Raw genomic sequence first — 17,754 nt, 5'->3', positions numbered from 1 at the left:
GAAGTCTGCCGGATCAGAGAGGAGAAGGTATATGAGAAAAAAAGGCTTATTCAGTGTGTTGACATGCACCGCGCTGGCCGCTTCCGTGCTGGCGGGCTGCGGAACGCAGAGCGCGACCTCGACGGCGTCCAAGGCGGTCTCGTCGGCCGCGGCTTCATCGACGGCGGCTTCATCGACGGCATCTTCGTCAACGGCTGCCTCATCGGCGGCTCCCGCGGCGGTTTCATCGGCCGCACCGGCGGCAGAGTCTGTCGCGTCCGCGGCGGAGCCGTCCGCGACCGAACCGGTGAAGACGGCGGTTTCATCCGCGGCAGAGGCTGTCTCGACGGCTGCGGCGGCTTCCACGCCGGAGAAGGTGAAGGAAGAGCCCACCGGCGGCATCGACATCAGCGTGACGGACGGCTCTGAGGACGCGATGAACGTCAGCACGGCTCAGGCCTCGACGCTGGCCGGACTTTCCGTCTGCCGTCACCTTTACGAAGGCCTCTACAAGCTGGATGCGAAGGGCGACCTGGTGCTCGGCCAGGCGGAGGACCAGAAGGTTTCCGACGACGGCAAGACGTATACGTTTACGCTGCGCGACGACATCACCTGGTCGGACGGCAGGCCGGTCACGGCGGAAGACTTCGTATACGGATGGAAATACCTGAAGGAGCAGGCGGGCGACTACAGCACGCTGATGGATATGGTGCAGTCCGCGACGGCGAAGGACGACAAGACGCTGGTCGTGACGCTGTCCTATCCATGCGCGTATCTGCCGAGCATCCTTGCGTTCCCGTCCGCCTATCCGGTACGCGAGGATGTGGTGAAGAAGACCGGCGAATCCTACGCGACGGATCCGGACAAGGCGGTCTACAACGGCGCGTACGAGCTGACGGACTGGACGCATCAGCAGTCGATGACGCTGACGAAGCGGACGGACTACTATGATGCCTCCAGCATCACCGTGGACCACATCAACTGGGTGCTGATGAGCGATGCGGCGACGATGGCCAACTCCTTCAAGAGTGGCGACGTCATCTACTCCGATTCGTATCCGGAAGAGGATGTGGACGCGCTGACGGACAACGGACTGCATTTCACAGACGGCTACAACACGTACTGCACGATGTTCAATGTGGGCGACAGCGGCAACAAGGTGCTGAAGGACGCCAAGGTCCGCCGCGCGCTGACGCTGGCGATCGACCGCAGCCGCGTGATCAACATCCGCGGGCTTGAGGACGAGCTGGCGAATACTTATACGCCAGGCGGCCTCAAGAATGCTGAAGGAACCGAGTTCAACAGCACCGTGACGCCCTGGTACGGCGACGACTACGACAAGAACGTGAAGGAAGCGAAGGAGCTGATGAAGGAAGCGGGCTACGAGGACGGCAAGAACTTCCCGGCGCTCCGTTACATCGTCAACAATGACTCCCGCAAGACCGTCGCGGAGGCGATTGTCTCCGACTGGAAGGAAGCGCTGGGGATAGACTCGATCACGGTCGAGACCGTCGAGAACTTCTTCTCCGCGCGTCAGTCCGGCGACTACGACATCGCGTACTACGGCTGGTACATGGACTATCCGGATATCTCCAATATGCTGTCGACGATGACCACCGGCCAGAACGACGCGAAGTATTCGAATACAAAGTACGACGACGCCTACAACAAAGCCGTCGCGGAGAGCGATGAGAAGACGCGCTGGAAGGATTACGACGAGTGTGAGGCGATCCTCGCCGAGGACTGCCCGATCGCGCCGATCCTTCACTCCAAGAACTCGTACCTGTTCGACGACACGAACTATGACGGACTCGTCTATTACTGCGGGAACGTGTTCTTCGGATTTGTGACACAGAAATAACCGCTGACAGACGGGCAGAGAGGGCCGCGCGGCAAAGTTCCGCCGCGGCCCTTCTGCGTTTCAGGAGGAGAAGAAATGGCGAGTGAGCTTCAAGAGAAGCTTCGTGAGATGGCGGATGCATTTCCGGGGGACATGCAGCTGCTCTTCCGCACGCTGACGGGGGAAGAGGAGGAAGCGTCCATCGATCCGGACCGCCGCGTCGTCTCGGCGAGCACGATCAAGGTGCCGGTGCTCGGATGCCTGCTGGATACGCTCGGGGAAAACGGCACGCCGCTTGAGGCCATGCATCCGGTGACGGAAGCGGACATCCTGGATGACACGCTGGTCTTCGACACGGGCGCGAGGGAAGCCTCATGGTACGAGATCGCGTGGTGGATGATCGTGAACTCGGACAACACGGCGGCGAATGTGCTGATGAAAGCGCTGACGTTTCAGAGGATCAACGACTGGTGCCTCCGGAAAGGACTCCGAAGCACCCGCGCGGAGAGGATGATGCTGGACTATGACGCGATCCGCGAGGGACGGAACAACTACATCTCGCCCTCGGACTACGCGTCGCTCGTGATCCGGGCGGACCGGATGGCGCGGGGAGAAGAGAAAGGCACGGAGAAAGAGAGGGAAAGGGCGGCCCTCATGATGCGCTTCCTTGCAGGCAACCGTGACTATGACGCGCTGCTCCGCTATATCTACGAGCAGCCGGTCTGCTTCCACAAGTCCGGCGATCTCGATACCGTCGCGCACGACGCGGGGATCTTCGAGTGGAACGGACAGCGCTGGTTTCTCGGCGTCTTCACATCCGGTTTCGATGGGACGGCGATGGACTACGAGAAGGCGAGAGGATGGATCGGCCGCGTTTCGCGGGCAGTATTTGACTATATGAAAGAGAGGTGAACGGCTATGTACAGCGGGACAGGTGAGTACTATCTGACGGAAACGCCTCAGGCCTTCCTCTATGCGGAGGACGGGACGGTGGCGGATGAGGTGCTGTCCGGCTGGGCCGTGCAGCGGCTCGACGAGGAAAACGTGCTGAGTGCCAGCGGAGAGGAACGAATGCCCGTACAGACGCACTACGGCTACCGGGGCTATGTGCCGCCGCGCGCGATGCGCCCCGTCCCGCTGGAGGAGCTGCGGCGCAGGGAAAGCGAGAAAAAAACCGTGGTGATCACGAAACGGTTCGCGGACCTTCTCGCGGAGCCCCGCGTGCAGGGACGGATCGTCGCGACGCTGTCGGCGGGATCTTTTCTCACGCTGGAAAAACCGGCGGAGAACGGCTACGCGATCGCCCGCGCCGCGGACGGCCGCCACGGCTATCTGCCGGCCGCCTGCTTCACGGAACGGAAGGACAGCGACGGCTTTCTGCTCAACGGCTCCGACCCCGGCTGGTTCCTGAACCAGAAACGGTACGGCGATCCGGGGCGGCTCCGCCGTGAGGTCGTTCGTCACGCAGAGGACTTCCTCGGCGTACAGTACCGGTGGGGAGGCCATTCCGGATCCGGGATCGACTGCTCGGGACTGACGTTCATGAGCTATCTGCTGAGCGGTATCCTGATCTACCGGGACGCGGAGATCCGCCGTGGCTACCCGGTGCATGAGATTCCCTGGAAGGCGAAGCAGGCGGGCGACCTTCTTTATTTCCCGGGCCATGTGGCGCTCTATCTGGGCGGCGGACGGTACATTCACAGCACCGGGTACGCGCGGGATTTCGGCTGTGTCTACGGGAACCTGATCGCCGGCTCGGAGGGATACCGGCCGGATCTGGACGGGGCCTGCTACGCGGTCGGAAGCGCATTTTACGTATAAGGAGAGAGAAGATGAAAATCACGGAGATCAGACTGTCGATCCTGTCGGTGCCGCTCAGAGTTCCGTTCAAGACGGCGCTTCGCCGTGTGGACTCGGTGGAGGATGTGGTCGTGGAAATCCTCACCGACACGGACGAGACCGGCTACGGAGAGGCGCCGCCGACCGGCGTGATCACGGGAGATACGACCGGCGCCATCATCGGGGCGATCCGGGACCATATCGCCCCGAAGCTGATCGGCAAGGACATCGACGATTTCGAGAACTTGACGAGGACTGTGCAGAGCGCGCTCGTCCACAACACCAGCGCCAAGGCAGCCGTGGATATGGCGCTCTGGGATCTTTACGGGAAGCGCTGCGGACTCTCCGTCTGCCGGATGCTGGGCGCGTCAAGACGCGAAATCGAGACGGACATCACCATCAGCGTCAATGACCCGTACGAAATGGCGAAGGATACGGAGGACGCGATCCGCCGGGGCTACCGCACGCTGAAGGTGAAGGTCGGCGTCGAGCCATCCCTCGATGTCGCGCGTCTTGCGGCCGTCCGGCAGGCGGCGGGGCGGGACGTCCGGATCCGGATCGACGCCAATCAGGCCTGGACGCCGAAGCAGGCGGTGCGGATTCTGGAGGAGATGGAACGGAAGGAGCTCGGAATCGAGCTGGTGGAGCAGCCGGTGAAGGCCGCCGACCTGGAAGGACTCGCCTTCGTGACGGCGCACAGCCCGGTACCCGTGCTGGCGGATGAAGCCGTTTTCTCCCCGCAGGACGCGCTGACGATCATGCAGCGGCACGCGGCGGACCTCATCAACATCAAGCTGATGAAATGCGGCGGCCTCACCAATGCGCTCCGGATCGTCTCCGCCGCGGAGGTGTACGGGATGGAATGCATGCTCGGGTGCATGCTGGAAGCGAAAATCTCCGTGAACGCGGCTGTGGAGCTGGCCTGCGCGAGACAGATCATCACACGGATCGACCTGGACGGCCCGGTGCTGCTCCGGGAGGACCCGGTGCTGGGCGGCGCGGTCTTCGACGAGCGCCGCATCACCGTATCGGACGCGCCGGGGCTGGGTATCCGCGGCATCATGGAAGGATACACCAGACCGGTCCTGGAGCTTATGTAAGATCCGGATCACAGAGCAGCAAAAAAGAAACGGGCGGGCCGCAGGGCCCGCCCGTTTCGCTGCAGTGCGCCCGGCGGCGCATGTTTCAGCCTGCAGATCCGAACCTGCATGCGGACGTGCTCTTCCGGCCGTCCGCGCCGCATCGGCCGATCCGCACTAGATCAGGAAGTACTTGAGAATAAAGAGAGCCGTCAGGATGATCATCCCGATGCTGACCTTCTTCTTCCCTCCGGTGATGAGGTTGAGCAGCGTGTAGCTGATGATGCCGAGGCAGATGCCCTCCGAGATGGAGTACATCGTCGGCATCGCCGCGATGCAGAGGAACGCCGGAACAGCTTCCGTGATGTCCGTCCAGGGGATCGCCGTCACCTGCTGCATCATCATGAAGCCGACGATGATCAGAGCCGGCGCCGTCGCAAAGCTCGGAATCGCCAGAAACAGCGGCGAGAAGAAGAGCGACAGGATGAAGAGCAGCCCGGCGAAGATCGCCGTGAGACCCGTGCGGCCGCCCTCAGCGATACCGGAGGCCGACTCGACGAAAGTCGTGATGGTCGATGTACCGAAGCAGGCGCCGGTGACCGTGCCGACCGCGTCGGAGAGAAGGGCGCCCTTGATGCCCGGCAGCTTGCCGTCCTTGTCCAGCATCTTTCCGCGGGTCGCGCAGCCGATCAGGGTGCCCAGCGTGTCGAACATATCGACGAACAGGAACGCGAGCACCACCACCCAGAAGTTCGCGGTGAGAATCGCCTTGAAATCCAGCTTCATGAACGTCGGAGCCATCGAGGCGGGTATCGAGACGATCCCGGACGGGAAGACGCTGTAGAAGCCGTTGTCCGGATCGGGGACATAGAGCCCGACGGCCTGCGCGAACATGCCGAGCACCCAGGTGATCAGGATGCCGAGCAGGATGTTGCCCGTGACGCCCTTGATTACGAGAATCGCGGTGATGAGCACGCCGATCATCGCGAGCAGCACCGTGATGCCCTCGCTGCGGAACGTGCCGGACGAGATCGAGCCCTTGAACGAGAAGATCCCCACCAGCGTCGCGTCATTGTTGACGACGATATGGGCGTTCTGCATCCCGATGAAGGCGATGAAAAGTCCGATGCCGACGGAGACCGCCACCTTGATCGTCGGCGGAATCATGTTGAAGATCGCCTCACGGACGTTGCACAGGGAGAGCAGCACGAAGATCACGCCCTCCACGAAAACCGCGGTCAGAGCGATTTCCCAGCTGTACCCCATATTGATGACGACCGTATAGGCGAAGTAGGCGTTCAGCCCCATCCCGGCCGACAGGACAAAGGGCAGATTCGCGATGAACCCCATCAGGAACGACGCGACCGCCGATGCCAGCGCGGTCGCCGTGAAGATCGAGCCCTTGTCCATACCCGCCGCACTGAGAATATTGGGGTTGACGGCGAGAATGTACGCCATCGTCATAAAAGTGGTGAGCCCTGCGAGAAACTCGGTGCGCGTACTGGTGCCGCGCTCATGAAGTTTGAAGAAGTGTTCCATCACGATCCCTCCTCTTTTTGCTCGGAAGACCGGTACGGAGAATCAGGAAAATGCAGCCGCTGCCCCGATGTCCCGTCCGCAGACGCCGCGTGCCGGACAGGACGGAATCCGGCGGAGCCGGACCCGATCCCGCTCAGGCCATCCGGATATAAAAATCAGTTAGGTTGCCTAACTAAAGTATATCATGACCGCCATAATTATCAATGAATGGGAAAATAATTCAACAGAATTCGTTGAAATTACCAAATATGCGGGTACAATAATAAGCATAGTTTCAAGACTCTCAGACAAAAGGAGCGACAGATGAAAAAGGTCATGCATTACATCCAGTATCTGCAAAACCGGATCCGGAGCAGCCGGAGAACCTTCGCCTTTTATTCCGTGCTGCGCGCGCTGGTGATTCTCTGCGCGGTCAGACAGCTGTTCTGGCGCAACTATGAAGCCTTCGCGCTTTGCCTGCTCTCGCTGTTTCTGTTTCTGATTCCGAGCTTCATGGAGGATCATTTCAAGATCGAGATCCCGCCTCTTTTTGAGGGGATCATTTACGGTTTCATCTTCGCGGCGGAGATTCTCGGCGAAGTGGATCATTTCTACATCGCGATCCCGGGCTGGGACACAATGCTCCACACCCTGAATGGTTTCCTCTGCGCGGCGATCGGGTTTTCGATGATCGACCTGCTGAACCGCCACAGCGCGAGAGTCAATCTGTCGCCCTTCTATCTGGTGATGGTCGCCTTCTGCTTCTCGATGACCGTCGGCGTGATCTGGGAATTCATCGAATTCGCCGGCGACCAGTTCTTCGGGCAGGATATGCAGAAAGACTTCATCGTGCGGAGCTTCCAGTCCGTGACGCTCGACCCCACACACCAGCAGCGGCCCTTCCCGGTGCGGGACATCACGGAGACGATCATCCGCACCGCCCACGGCGACATCACGGTGGAAGGCGGATACCTCGACATCGGGATCATCGATACGATGAAGGACCTTCTGGTGAATTTCCTCGGCGCGATGGTCTTCAGCGTCTGCGGCTACTTCTACTGCATTGACCGCGGCAAACGGCAGAGTATGTCTGCGAAGATCGCGGCCGGCATGATGGTGCGCGTCGCGCAGGAGCAGAACGACCCGATGGAGGAGCCCGGACGGAACGTGGCGGAAGAGAGCGGCGGCAGGACGTATAAGGAGAAATCAGCCGATCGGACAGCCGCGGACCGTGAAGACGGGGGAAGGAGCCGATTATGACGACAGCCAGCACGAACAAGCTCGCCCTTCTTTATCTGATGAAGATCCTTCTCGAAGAGACCGACGAACATCATCCGCTCAACGCCTCGGCTTTAAGCGATCGACTGGAGAAGCTGGGATACACCATCGACCGCCGCAGCATCTACGCGGACGTGGAGACGCTGAGCACTTTCGGAATAGACGTGAACCGTCAGCCCGGCCGCGGAGGCGGCTACTATATCGCCAGCCGCCGCTTCGAACTTCCGGAACTGAAGCTGCTGGTGGATGCGGTGCAGTGTGCCAAATTCATCACCGTCCGCAAGACCGACGCGCTGATCGACAAGATCTCCTCTCTGACAAGTCTCTCTCAGGCGAAGGAGCTGCGCCGGGAGGTCTGGATCCGGAACCGGATCAAGGCGGGAAACGAACGGATCTACTACAGCGTGGACACGGTGTACGAGGCGATCCACGGCAACTGTCAGATCACCTGCCAGTACGCCGAGTGGACGATGGAGAAGAAACTGGTGCCGAAGAAAAACGGCGCTCTGTATCATCTGAGCCCCTGGGCGATGACATGGGATGACGAGAACTACTATCTGATCGCCTATGACGGCGACGCGCACCGGATCAAGCACTACCGCGTGGACAAGATGCTCAGAATCGCCCTCACGGACCGCCCCCGGGAAGGTGTGGAGGCGTTCCGCACCTTCGATCTCGCGATCTTCGCGAAGAAAACCTTCGGCATGTACGGGGGCACCGACCAGCGTGTGACGCTGCGCTGCGCCAATCGTCTGACAGGCGTGATCCTCGACCGCTTCGGCACGGATCGGATGCTCCTGCCGGACGGACCGGATCACTTCCGCACCACGGTGGAGGTGGCGGTCAGCCCTCAGTTCTTCGGCTGGGTGACCGGCATCGGACCGGATCTGACTGTCGAAGGCCCCGCCGAGGTCCGCGCCGGATACCGGGACTATCTGGCCGGGCTGCTTAAGGCGTACGGTTCGTGAGACAGAGCAGCGCTCAGGTTCCTCACACGGCGGTGTCGTTGCTAGTGCGATATCCTATTTCGTATATGTGCGATGTGCACAAAAGCTGACTTTTTTTGGCTTTTTTTGCACAGAAAGTCCCGCGCCGCTTTCCGGGAATAAGGGTCGTAGAGATTTTGACCGCCCCTGCCAATGTATAAAATGCACAAACAGTTCATCTGGTTCGTATTGCAATCAGCAAGACAGCGAATTACAATACAAGCAACAGGAGGTGCAATCATATGAAAGATTCAACAGTAAGCGCTCGTGTTGAAAACGATATAAAAAATGAAGCAGAAGACATCTTGCAGAAGCTTGGAGTTCCTGTCTCTGTTGTCATCAATTCCCTGTATCGCCAGATCATTTATCGTCATGGCATTCCGTTCTCACTGACTGTTCCGGCAGAGCCAGGAACACTGGATGCAATGTCGGATGCGGAGCTTGACGCAAAACTTCAGCACAGCTATGCCCAATCGGTTGCAGGTGAAGGCAGACCGCTCGGGGATGTGTTCGATGATCTGGAAAGGAGCCTTGGATAAGTGAATTCCTATGAAATTATCGTCACACCGGATGCGGAAGCAGACCTTTATGAGATCAAAAATTACATCGCTGAGACTCTGCTGGTACCTGATGTTGCCTTAAATTACATCCGAGTCATCCGCAAGGAGATGGAGAAGCTTTCCTACATGGCAGACAGCATTGCGCCGGAGGAACGTGAGCCGTGGCACTCCCGGTGCGTGCGTAAGATCATCGCGAAGAACTTCTACATCTACTACCGCCCGGATGAAGTATCCGGAAGGGTTTATGTCCTGAATGTGATTTATGCAAAGCGTGATCAGCTCAAGGTCTTAAACAAAATGAATCTCTATGACTGACAAAGGGCAGCTCTCCATTCGAGGGCTGCTTTTTATCTGTCACCGCGTTCTTTGTGTATCTTCTCGTGACACGAACGACAAAGACTCATAAGGTTAGACTCGTCATTCGATCCTCCCTCGGCGAGAGGGATGATGTAGTGGTCTTCCTCCACGGCGACGTAGCGTCCCTGCTTCAAGCACATCTCGCAGAGCGGATGCTTGTGGACGTAGCCGTGCGGATGCGCTGCCAGGACCTGCCGTATCGTTTGCCGGTCGAGTAGCCGCACGTGAGTCTCGTAGCGCTTTCTCCATCAGGGCCTTGTGCTCCGGGCAGTACTTGTTCGCCGTCCTCACAGAGGTTCGGGCATTCGGGATAGCGGCAGGGCCGTTTCGTCAAGTCGATGCTTGTTTGCGCAGACGTTGCCAACTTCGATGAGACCGGAACAGATGTAGATGGAAAGATGATTTGGGTTCACAACTCATCCACGGCTGACCTGACATATCAGACCATTCATAAGAAACGTGGCCAGCTAGGCATGGAGGATAATGGAGTTCTTCCAGCTTTCAAAGGTACGGCCGTCCATGACTGCTGGTCTCCATACTGGAAATACACCAGTGCCAGCCACGCAGTCTGCTGCGCTCATCTCCTGAGAGAATTGACAGGAGTTGAGCAGTACAGCCCGGAACATAAATGGGCTCCAGAGTTTAAAACTCTGCTGCGGGCGATGAAGAAAGCCCGTGACAAGGCTGTTGCCAAAGGAAAGACCAAGCTGAGCCGCTATTACCATCACAAATTCGATCTAGAATACGATCGGATTATGAAGCTGGCGGATGAAGAATCTCCGGTTCCATCTGATCGGCACCCCAATACAAAAGGGCGCAAGAAGAAAGGGAAGGAGCGAGCTCTGATTGAACGACTTATAAAGCTTAAGGCCTCCATCTGTCTTTTTACAAAAGACTTTCGCGTGCCGTTTGATAACAACCAGGCGGAACGCGATGTCCGCAATGTCAAGACAAAGACCAAGGTGGCAGGCTGCTTCCGGACAGAAAGCGGGGCTCAGGCTTATCTTGACGTTATGTCATACATCAGCACTGGTAGGAAACATGGTCTCAGTGCCTACGAGGCATTAACAGCTGCGTTTGCTGGGAATGCCCAGATTGTGTTGCGGTGAATTCTAGGGGTTCTGAACAGTTACCTCTGACTTTTGCTTTTAGCTGTGTTGCTGTCCTGATCATAGCATTACCTCCGTATATGTTCTCATAACCGGCTCAATCTGGAACTTCTTTGCGTATGCCATCAGATGGTTCAGGTTCTTCTGATTGCCAGCCATATATTCCTTCATAGCGTATTGGAAAATTTGCACATCCATTGAGTCCTTATACCGCAGAATGTCGCAGATGGTTCGTTCCTTATCATAAACGCGGACTTTATTGCCAAAACCGGTTTCAACCTCTGTCACACCCAGATCGGCAACATCCGGCTTTACCTGATAAACACGAATGCCTTTATTGCGCAAATGAGAGGCATTATAACCGGCTTTCACTGTCACGCTCGTATACTTCGGCTCACGCTCCATCAGGCCATGAAGGAATAGAGCCGTCTCATGAGAAAATACGATACGGCTGTTAGTGAGGGAAAGCAAATACAGTTCGTCCGGCCAGGCATCTGCGGCAAGATATACGCCCTGTGCAACGCGCTCCATATTCCGCTTGCTGACGTATTCTGCAAGTGTCGGCTTAGAAATTCTTTGCTCCAGTACCTGGTATGTGCGGAGATACCCATTTCCGCTTTTAACAAGATTGTCTAAGATTTCAAATCGATTCATCATCATCACCTTACTTTCTCGCTCTTAATAATATCGGATAAAAGCGAGAAGGTAAAGTAGGGTTGATGATATCCTCCTGGAAAGAGCCGGACAGATACACGATCCACCCGGCTCCAGTTCAGGGCTGTACTCCAGCCGCTCTTCTCCGTCCTGTATATCAGCAGATCAGCCAAACAGTCAGGACAGCAGGGGAAGCAACGTGGTGCCGATCGAGGCAACGCCGCTGATTATATACTGAAGAAATGAAACCGTGCTGGATACACCTGTTTTATACCTTTTTCGTCATGAGTAGTTATCAATTTTCCGCTGGCTGCAGTTTGTCACCAACTGAACCCTTCTTTTTAAAGCGCGTGTATGCAGAAAAAGGCACGAATATAGAGAACGGCTTTAGGTAAAGCGTGGTATATAATGACCCTGGAGGTCGTTGCCTCGGATGAAAAGCTTTACCACTGGTGTACTGTCATCTGATCTGATTGCCTTTTCAGAATAAGGAGCTGTCTTTTATGGTCATCCATCACGCGCTGATCTTTGCTTCAGACTGCCGCTTCCACTCCGGCTCGGTCCGGATCCGGAACGGCGTCTTCACCGAGGTCCGGACGGACGGCCGGGCCGCCGAACCGGAGGCGGGGGAGCCGGCGCTCGACGCGAGGGGAAATTACCTGATACCGGGACTCGTCGACATCCATTTTCACGGGGCTGTCGGGGCCGATGTCAGCGACGACACGGACGAGGCGTTCCGGAAAATCGCGGCATACGAAGCGCGGGAGGGCATCACCGCGATCTGCCCCGCGACGCTGACACTGGCGGAGGAACGGCTCTGCAGCATCCTCCGGCGGGGGCATGCATTTTCAAAAAGTAACGCGGGACGGGCGGACTGCGCGGACCTCATCGGCTTCAATATGGAAGGACCGTTTATCAGCCGGGCGAGGAAAGGCGCGCAGAACGAAAAATATATACGGGCCTGCGACGTGAATCTTGCGGAACGGTTCATCGACGCCTCCGGCGGACTGGTCCGATATATCGGCGTCGCGCCGGAGGAAAATCCGGAGGCGGAGGCGTTCATCCGGCGGATTTCGGCAAGAACCGGCGTCTCGCTGGCGCATACGGACGCGGACTACGAAACGGCGCTCCGGGCGTTCCGGGCGGGTGCCTCGCATGTGGTGCATCTGTACAATGCGATGCCGGACATGCTGCACCGGGCGCCGGGCGTGATCGGCGCGGCGGCGGATACGCCGGAGGCGGACGCGGAGCTGATCTGCGACGGGATTCACGTTCACCCCTCCGCGGTCCGGAACGCGCTCCGGATGTTCGGACCGGATCGGATCGTGTTCATCAGCGACAGCCTCCGGTCGACGGGGATGGCGGACGGGCGGTATGATCTCGGCGGGCAGACAGTGGAAAAGAAGGGGCGGGAATGCAGACTGGCGTCGGACGGCCATCTCGCCGGATCCGTCAGTAACCTGATGGACTGCCTGCGAAATGCGGTGCTCGGAATGGGGATCCCGCTGGAGACAGCCGTCGCGTGCGCGACCGTGAATCCGGCGAAAAGCATCCGGGAGGACGCGCAGTACGGCTCCATCGGGCCGGGAAAGAAAGGACACGCGGTGATCCTCACGAAAGGGACGCTGAGAACCGCCGCGGTGATCAAAGACGGGAGAAAGATAAGAGGACGGGAGGACGCCGCGAGGTGACCTCCCGGTTTTCAGCATTTTACCGGTCTTACCGGAATCTTTTCACCGGAAACTCTTTACCCAGTTGACCAGCGAATCGTGATAGACGTTCTCGAAAACCGTCCGCTTCATCTCATCGGTGACCGGGCCGTTCTTCCGCATCTTCGCGAGGATCGCCGCCTGCAGTTCCTCGACCGTCATCTCCTCGTACGGCTTTCCGGAGACGGAGGAAGAACCGGCGGCCGCTTCAAGCGCCTCTTCCTTCGCGCGCGCTTCCGCCTGCTCCTTTTCGGCCTTCTTCCGCATCGAGTCCTCGAGGGAGACGAGCGCGTCCGTGTCGATCCGCGGCGACTCGCCGTCCGCGGGGACCCAGACTTCTCCGCTGTTGGCGCCGACCGTCACGCGGAGCCGTCCGTCCGATGCGGCTGCCTTCCCTCCGAACAGCGCGCCGTCATACCGGGAGGCGGAGCCTGCGGGCAGGTCGAAAGACGCCTCGCTGTCGCCGTTGTTGACGGTAACCAGCACCTGTCGGCCGCCGAAGCTGCGGGCAAAGGCAAACTGCGTCGTCGTCAGCGTGAGCTCCCGGTAGTCGCCGCAGGCAAGAACCTTCTCGGTCTTCCGGAGGGCGCCCAGTGCGGCGATCAGAGCGGTGCAGGGATTCGTCTTCACCGCGTCCCGGTAGTCGTCCAGTTTCAGCGCCGGCCGGATCGCGTCGTCCGGCCCGCCGGGCCGCTTCTCACCCTCGATGCCGAACTCGGAGCCGTAGTAGACGGAAGGAATGCCGGGGAGAGTATAGAGCAGGATATGAACCGGCACGAAATGCGCCTTGTTCGACAGCTTCGTATAGATCCGCTCCACGTCGTGATTGTCCACGAAGTTGTACAGCTTTCCCGCCGGACACTGGGCGCCGTCGCCCGTGAAACGCCGCACGGTATGGGCGATTTCAAAATAGTTGTGGTCGTTGTGACCCGAATACAGCGCCTTGTGGAGCTGATAGTTCGTCACCGAGTGAAGGTGCGTGTCGTTGACCCAGCGCCCGTACTCCCCGTGGATCACCTCGCCCATCAGCCAGAAGTCCGGCTTCACCTCATCCGCCGTCATGCGAAGCCGGTGCATGAAATCGAAATCCAGCACGTCCGCCGCGTCCAGCCGGATGCCGTCGACATCAAATTCCCTCACCCAGAACCGGATGACGTCACAGATGTAATCCTGCACCTCCGGATTCCGCTGGTTGAGCCTCGCCAGCAGGTTGTAGCCGCCCCAGTTGCCGTAGGAGAAGCCGTCGTTGTACTCATTGTTGCCGCAGAAGTTGACATCTACATACCAGTCCCTGTAACGGGACGCTTCCCGGTGCTCCTTCAGATCGCGGAAGGCGAAGAAATCCCGCCCCGTGTGGTTGAAGACGCCGTCGAAGATCACATGCATTCCCTTCTGATGGCAGGCCGCGACGAATTCGGTCAGATCGTCGTTCGTGCCGAGACGGGAATCCAGCTTCCTGTAATCCGTCGTGTCGTACCCGTGGCTGCCGGACTCAAAAAGCGGCCCGATATAAAGAGCCGTGCAGCCGATGGACGCGATGTGGTCGATCCAGGGAAGCAGCGAACGCAGCCGGTGCACCGGCTCACCGTAATCGTTTCGCTTGGGTGCGCCCGTCAGTCCGAGCGGATAAATATGGTAGAAAACAGCTTCATCATACCATGCCATCATGCAGCCCTCCTTGTCTGTCTGTGTCCTATCATACGTGTCCCGCTCCGGGAACGCAAGGCGGAACCTCTGACGGCGCGCGGCCCGGCAGCATCCGCGCGGAAGAGTGCCGCCGGGGACGGGAGCTTCGACGGCGGGCAGGCACGTATCCAAAGCGCAGCCGCTGCTGTCTTTCCATCCGAAAGATTTGACAACCCGTCCGCTGCCCCGTATCATTTCCGGATAGAAAGAAAACGTCCGAACCGGAGCGTCCCTTTGATGTCAGTCTCCGGTCCGGCTCCCGCTCAAGGAGACACGATCTTATGAAAAATGCATCCGACACCCGGAACGACCCGCCGGCGCTGGTCCGCCGCCCGGAAGGCCTCACACTGGAAGGCGGCGGGCTGACGCTCCGCGCCGACTTTGAGGCGATGCTTCCGCGGCTGAAACGTGACAGGCTGAACCGGGAACTGCTGGTCCGGGCGGCCCGGATCCGGCAGCCTCTCAATGGAACGCCGACCGCCGTGGACGCGACGGCCGGACTCGGCGAAGACGCCCTGCTGCTGGCGGCCGCGGGCTTTGCCGTCCGCCTTTTCGAGCGGGACCCGGTGATCGCCGCGCTGCTTGAGGACGCGCTGGAGCGGGCCGCCCGGAACCCGGCTCTGTCCGGAGCCGTCGCCCGGATGACCCTCACGGAAGGCGACAGCATTCCGTATCTCGGGCAGCTGACGGAAGCTCCGGACGTGGTGCTTCTGGACCCGATGTTTCCGGAACGGAAGAAGAGCGGACTCGTGAAGAAAAAGTTTCAGCTGCTCCACGGACTGGAGGCGCCGGCCGCGGACGAGGAAGCGCTGCTCATGGCCGCCCGCCGCGCCCGCCCGCAGAAGATCATCATCAAGCGCCCGCTGAAAGGCCCGTACCTCGCCGGCGTCCGCCCGACCAGCAGCCTTAGCGGCCGTGCGATCCGCTACGACTGCCTCGCGCTGCCGCGCTGAGAAGCTTCTGCTCGGGGAATGCATAACACCCCTGTGGCACCCTTGTGACTTCACAAAAAGGGATTGTATTTTTTCTGATTTTCCTTTAAACTCATAATATGAAATCACTGATTTCATTCGGGCTGGTCGAAAGACCCAGGTCCATCTGCGGCGGGGAAGTTCCCCGCCTTTTTTATTCAAAGTAAAGAAGGAGAGAGCAGTTGAGGGAGCTCAGCGTTTTTATAGATGAATCCGGTGATTTCGGTGAACATGATTACCATTCGCCTTTTTACATCATTACGATGGTTTTTCATGATCAGGATGAAGACATTAAACCTGCTGTTGAAAAGCTTAACAGGGAGCTTTCTTATCTTGATCTTGACGGGCTTTGCATCCATACTGGACCGATCATCAGGAAGGAAGAAATTTATACGAATATGTCGATAGAGAAGCGGCGTCGCATTTTCAACAAAATGGTCGCTTTCTTCCGTCAGGTCAACATCCGATACAAGTGTTTCTATATTGAAAAGAAGCACATGGAAGATGTCGTAGTGGAGACCGGCAGACTGTCAAAGCTGATTTCCGGCTTTATCCGCGACCACTATGAAGAATTCCTGTCTTTCGATGATGTCAAAATATACTACGATAACGGTCAGGTAGAGGTCAGCAAAATTCTGTCCTCTGTTTTTAATGCGCTTCTTCCGAATCCGATATTCCGCAAAGTTATGCCGACAGATTATAAGCTCTTTCAGGTCGCTGATCTTTTATGTTCGCTGAAACTTATCCAATTGAAGATGAACAACAATATGTTCTCAAAATCTGAGAAAGCATTTTTTGGAAGTATGCGCGATCTTAGAAAAAACTACCTTAAGCCTGTCAGCAAAAAGGAATGGATATAAAGTGGCTCAGAAGACATCCATCGCCTGATGATCAGTGGCCACTGCGACTGCCTCGCGCTGCCGCGCTGAGAAGCGGCCCGCTGCTTCGGAATGTGCATCACAACCCTGTCACCCTGTCTTCGCCCCGCCCCCTGATCCGCGTGCATTTTCCACGGAATGGTGATATAGTGGCAGATAGCACGCGGTGCAGCCGCGAACCAGAAGAAAGCAGGTACAGTCCATGGAAATGCAGATGGAATTCATCCGCCGCCTTCCGATCCCGCAGGAGCTGAAGAAGGAATTTCCCATCACCGACCAAATCCGGGCCGTCAAGGAAGAGCGCGACGAGGAGATCGCCCGCATCTTCCGCGGCGAAGAGAACAAACTTCTCCTCGTGATCGGACCCTGTTCGGCGGACCGGGAGGATGCCGTCCTCGACTATATGACACGCCTCGCGCGCGTACAGGAGAAAGTCCGCGACCGGATCTTCATCATCCCCCGCGTCTACACCAACAAACCCCGGACGAAAGGCACCGGCTACAAAGGCATGCTTCATCAGCCGGATCCCGAGAAAGGCGAAGACATGCTCGCCGGCATCATCGCGATCCGGGAAATGCATACCGCCGTCATTCGCGAGACCGGCTTCACCTGCGCGGAAGAGATGCTCTATCCGGAAAACCACCGCTACCTCTCGGACCTCCTGAGCTACGTCGCGATCGGCGCCCGCTCGGTGGAGGACCAGTCCCACCGCATGGTGGCCAGTGGAATCGGGATCCCGGCCGGCATGAAGAACCCCACCAGCGGCGACATTTCCGTGATGATGAACGCGATGATTGCGGCCCAGAGCCGCCAGAAATTCATCTACCGGGGATGGGAAGTCGAGACTGCAGGCAACCCGTACGCCCACGCGATCCTCCGCGGCTACGTCGACCGCTTCGGCCGCAGCCATCCGAACTACCACTACGAGGATCTGAAGAACCTGCTGGACGCCTACGAAAAGACCGATCTCAGCCACCCGGCCGTGATCATCGACTGCAACCACGCCAACTCCGGCAAGCAGTACCTCGAACAGATCCGGATCGCCAAAGACGTCCTCCACAGCATGCACGTCTCGGAGGATATCCGCGGACTGGTGAAAGGTCTGATGATCGAAAGTTATCTGGAAGATGGCTGCCAGAAAATCGGCGACGGCGTCTACGGCCGTTCGATCACGGATCCCTGTCTCGGATGGGAGAAGAGCGAACGGCTCATTTACGAGCTGGCGGATCTCTGTGAGTAATACGGGACATGCACCCGGCGCCCGGAACGAACGGGCGGAACAGAAAGCGGATACAGAAGAAGAAAAGAGGA

General features: G+C 58.3%; 17 protein-coding genes. 13 read left to right on the top strand and 4 right to left on the bottom strand.

What is annotated here, in order from left to right; genetic code table 11:
- Window positions 1-31: 31 nt before the first annotated feature.
- The 4 genes from G4C92_RS02925 to G4C92_RS02910 all read left to right on the top strand — a co-directional run bounded on the left by G4C92_RS02925 (window position 32) and on the right by G4C92_RS02910 (window position 4,758).
- Window positions 32-1,840: a peptide ABC transporter substrate-binding protein gene (locus tag G4C92_RS02925; protein ID WP_274941108.1), complete on the top strand. Its 1,809-nt coding sequence runs from the start codon at window positions 32-34 to the stop codon at window positions 1,838-1,840.
- Between the two features lie 75 nt (window positions 1,841-1,915).
- Complete coding sequence (locus tag G4C92_RS02920; RefSeq protein ID WP_274941107.1) at window positions 1,916-2,731, top strand: serine hydrolase; 816 nt, start codon at window positions 1,916-1,918, stop codon at window positions 2,729-2,731.
- Window positions 2,732-2,737: 6 nt separating this feature from the next.
- Window positions 2,738-3,640, top strand: coding sequence for a C40 family peptidase (locus G4C92_RS02915; RefSeq protein ID WP_274941106.1), 903 nt, complete (start codon window positions 2,738-2,740; stop codon window positions 3,638-3,640).
- 11 nt (window positions 3,641-3,651) lie between these two features.
- Complete coding sequence (locus G4C92_RS02910; RefSeq protein ID WP_274941105.1) at window positions 3,652-4,758, top strand: dipeptide epimerase; 1,107 nt, start codon at window positions 3,652-3,654, stop codon at window positions 4,756-4,758.
- Window positions 4,759-4,914: 156 nt separating this feature from the next.
- On the opposite strand, the gene G4C92_RS02905 is transcribed toward G4C92_RS02910, so the two are convergent.
- Window positions 4,915-6,276, bottom strand: a complete 1,362-nt coding sequence (locus G4C92_RS02905) for an NCS2 family permease (RefSeq protein ID WP_274941104.1) — start codon at window positions 6,274-6,276, stop codon at window positions 4,915-4,917.
- Window positions 6,277-6,579: 303 nt separating this feature from the next.
- Here G4C92_RS02905 and G4C92_RS02900 point away from each other — a divergent pair, with 303 nt between their 5' ends.
- The 4 genes from G4C92_RS02900 to G4C92_RS02885 all read left to right on the top strand — a co-directional run bounded on the left by G4C92_RS02900 (window position 6,580) and on the right by G4C92_RS02885 (window position 9,394).
- Entirely contained in the window at window positions 6,580-7,515 is a 936-nt protein-coding gene (locus G4C92_RS02900; RefSeq protein WP_274941103.1) for a hypothetical protein, read from the top strand.
- A complete protein-coding gene (locus tag G4C92_RS02895; protein WP_274941102.1) occupies window positions 7,512-8,501 on the top strand; it encodes a helix-turn-helix transcriptional regulator in 990 nt (329 codons plus the stop codon). Before G4C92_RS02900 ends, G4C92_RS02895 begins: the two co-directional genes overlap by 4 nt.
- Window positions 8,502-8,761: 260 nt before the next feature.
- Complete coding sequence (locus G4C92_RS02890; protein ID WP_274941101.1) at window positions 8,762-9,058, top strand: type II toxin-antitoxin system RelB/DinJ family antitoxin; 297 nt, start codon at window positions 8,762-8,764, stop codon at window positions 9,056-9,058.
- Complete coding sequence (locus tag G4C92_RS02885; RefSeq protein ID WP_274941100.1) at window positions 9,059-9,394, top strand: type II toxin-antitoxin system RelE/ParE family toxin; 336 nt, start codon at window positions 9,059-9,061, stop codon at window positions 9,392-9,394.
- 32 nt (window positions 9,395-9,426) lie between these two features.
- Here G4C92_RS02885 and G4C92_RS15175 read toward each other — a convergent pair whose 3' ends face one another.
- Window positions 9,427-9,576 carry an HNH endonuclease gene (locus G4C92_RS15175; RefSeq protein WP_330654871.1) on the bottom strand — a complete coding sequence of 50 codons (150 nt, stop codon included), beginning with the start codon at window positions 9,574-9,576 and terminating at the stop codon, window positions 9,427-9,429.
- Between the two features lie 258 nt (window positions 9,577-9,834).
- On the opposite strand from G4C92_RS15175, the gene G4C92_RS02875 reads away from it, so the two are divergent.
- A complete protein-coding gene (locus G4C92_RS02875; RefSeq protein ID WP_274941099.1) occupies window positions 9,835-10,545 on the top strand; it encodes an IS66 family transposase in 711 nt (236 codons plus the stop codon).
- A gap of 60 nt (window positions 10,546-10,605) precedes the next feature.
- On the opposite strand, the gene G4C92_RS02870 is transcribed toward G4C92_RS02875, so the two are convergent.
- Window positions 10,606-11,199 carry a type IV toxin-antitoxin system AbiEi family antitoxin domain-containing protein gene (locus G4C92_RS02870; RefSeq protein WP_274941098.1) on the bottom strand — a complete coding sequence of 198 codons (594 nt, stop codon included), beginning with the start codon at window positions 11,197-11,199 and terminating at the stop codon, window positions 10,606-10,608.
- A 503-nt stretch (window positions 11,200-11,702) separates the two neighbouring features.
- Here G4C92_RS02870 and nagA point away from each other — a divergent pair.
- Window positions 11,703-12,890: an N-acetylglucosamine-6-phosphate deacetylase gene (gene nagA / locus G4C92_RS02865; RefSeq protein WP_274941097.1), complete on the top strand. Its 1,188-nt coding sequence runs from the start codon at window positions 11,703-11,705 to the stop codon at window positions 12,888-12,890.
- Window positions 12,891-12,932: 42 nt separating this feature from the next.
- Here the strand turns inward: nagA and G4C92_RS02860 are convergent, their stop codons facing one another.
- A complete protein-coding gene (locus G4C92_RS02860; protein ID WP_274941096.1) occupies window positions 12,933-14,573 on the bottom strand; it encodes an alpha-amylase family glycosyl hydrolase in 1,641 nt (546 codons plus the stop codon).
- 302 nt (window positions 14,574-14,875) lie between these two features.
- Here G4C92_RS02860 and G4C92_RS02855 point away from each other — a divergent pair, with 302 nt between their 5' ends.
- From G4C92_RS02855 to G4C92_RS02845, 3 genes are all read left to right on the top strand, one after another.
- A complete protein-coding gene (locus G4C92_RS02855) occupies window positions 14,876-15,547 on the top strand; it encodes a class I SAM-dependent methyltransferase (protein WP_274941095.1) in 672 nt (223 codons plus the stop codon).
- A gap of 200 nt (window positions 15,548-15,747) precedes the next feature.
- Window positions 15,748-16,425 (top strand): DUF3800 domain-containing protein, encoded by a 678-nt coding sequence (locus G4C92_RS02850; RefSeq protein ID WP_274941094.1) that lies wholly within the window; start codon window positions 15,748-15,750, stop codon window positions 16,423-16,425.
- A gap of 220 nt (window positions 16,426-16,645) precedes the next feature.
- Window positions 16,646-17,683, top strand: coding sequence for a 3-deoxy-7-phosphoheptulonate synthase (locus G4C92_RS02845; protein ID WP_274941093.1), 1,038 nt, complete (start codon window positions 16,646-16,648; stop codon window positions 17,681-17,683).
- The last annotated feature ends 71 nt before the right edge of the window (window positions 17,684-17,754 follow it).

The sequence above is a fragment of the Chordicoccus furentiruminis genome, assembly GCF_019355395.1.
Classification (GTDB): domain Bacteria; phylum Bacillota; class Clostridia; order Lachnospirales; family Lachnospiraceae; genus Chordicoccus; species Chordicoccus furentiruminis.
Note: the sequence above shows the minus strand (reverse complement) of the source record. Positions and strands in the feature narration are given on the sequence as shown.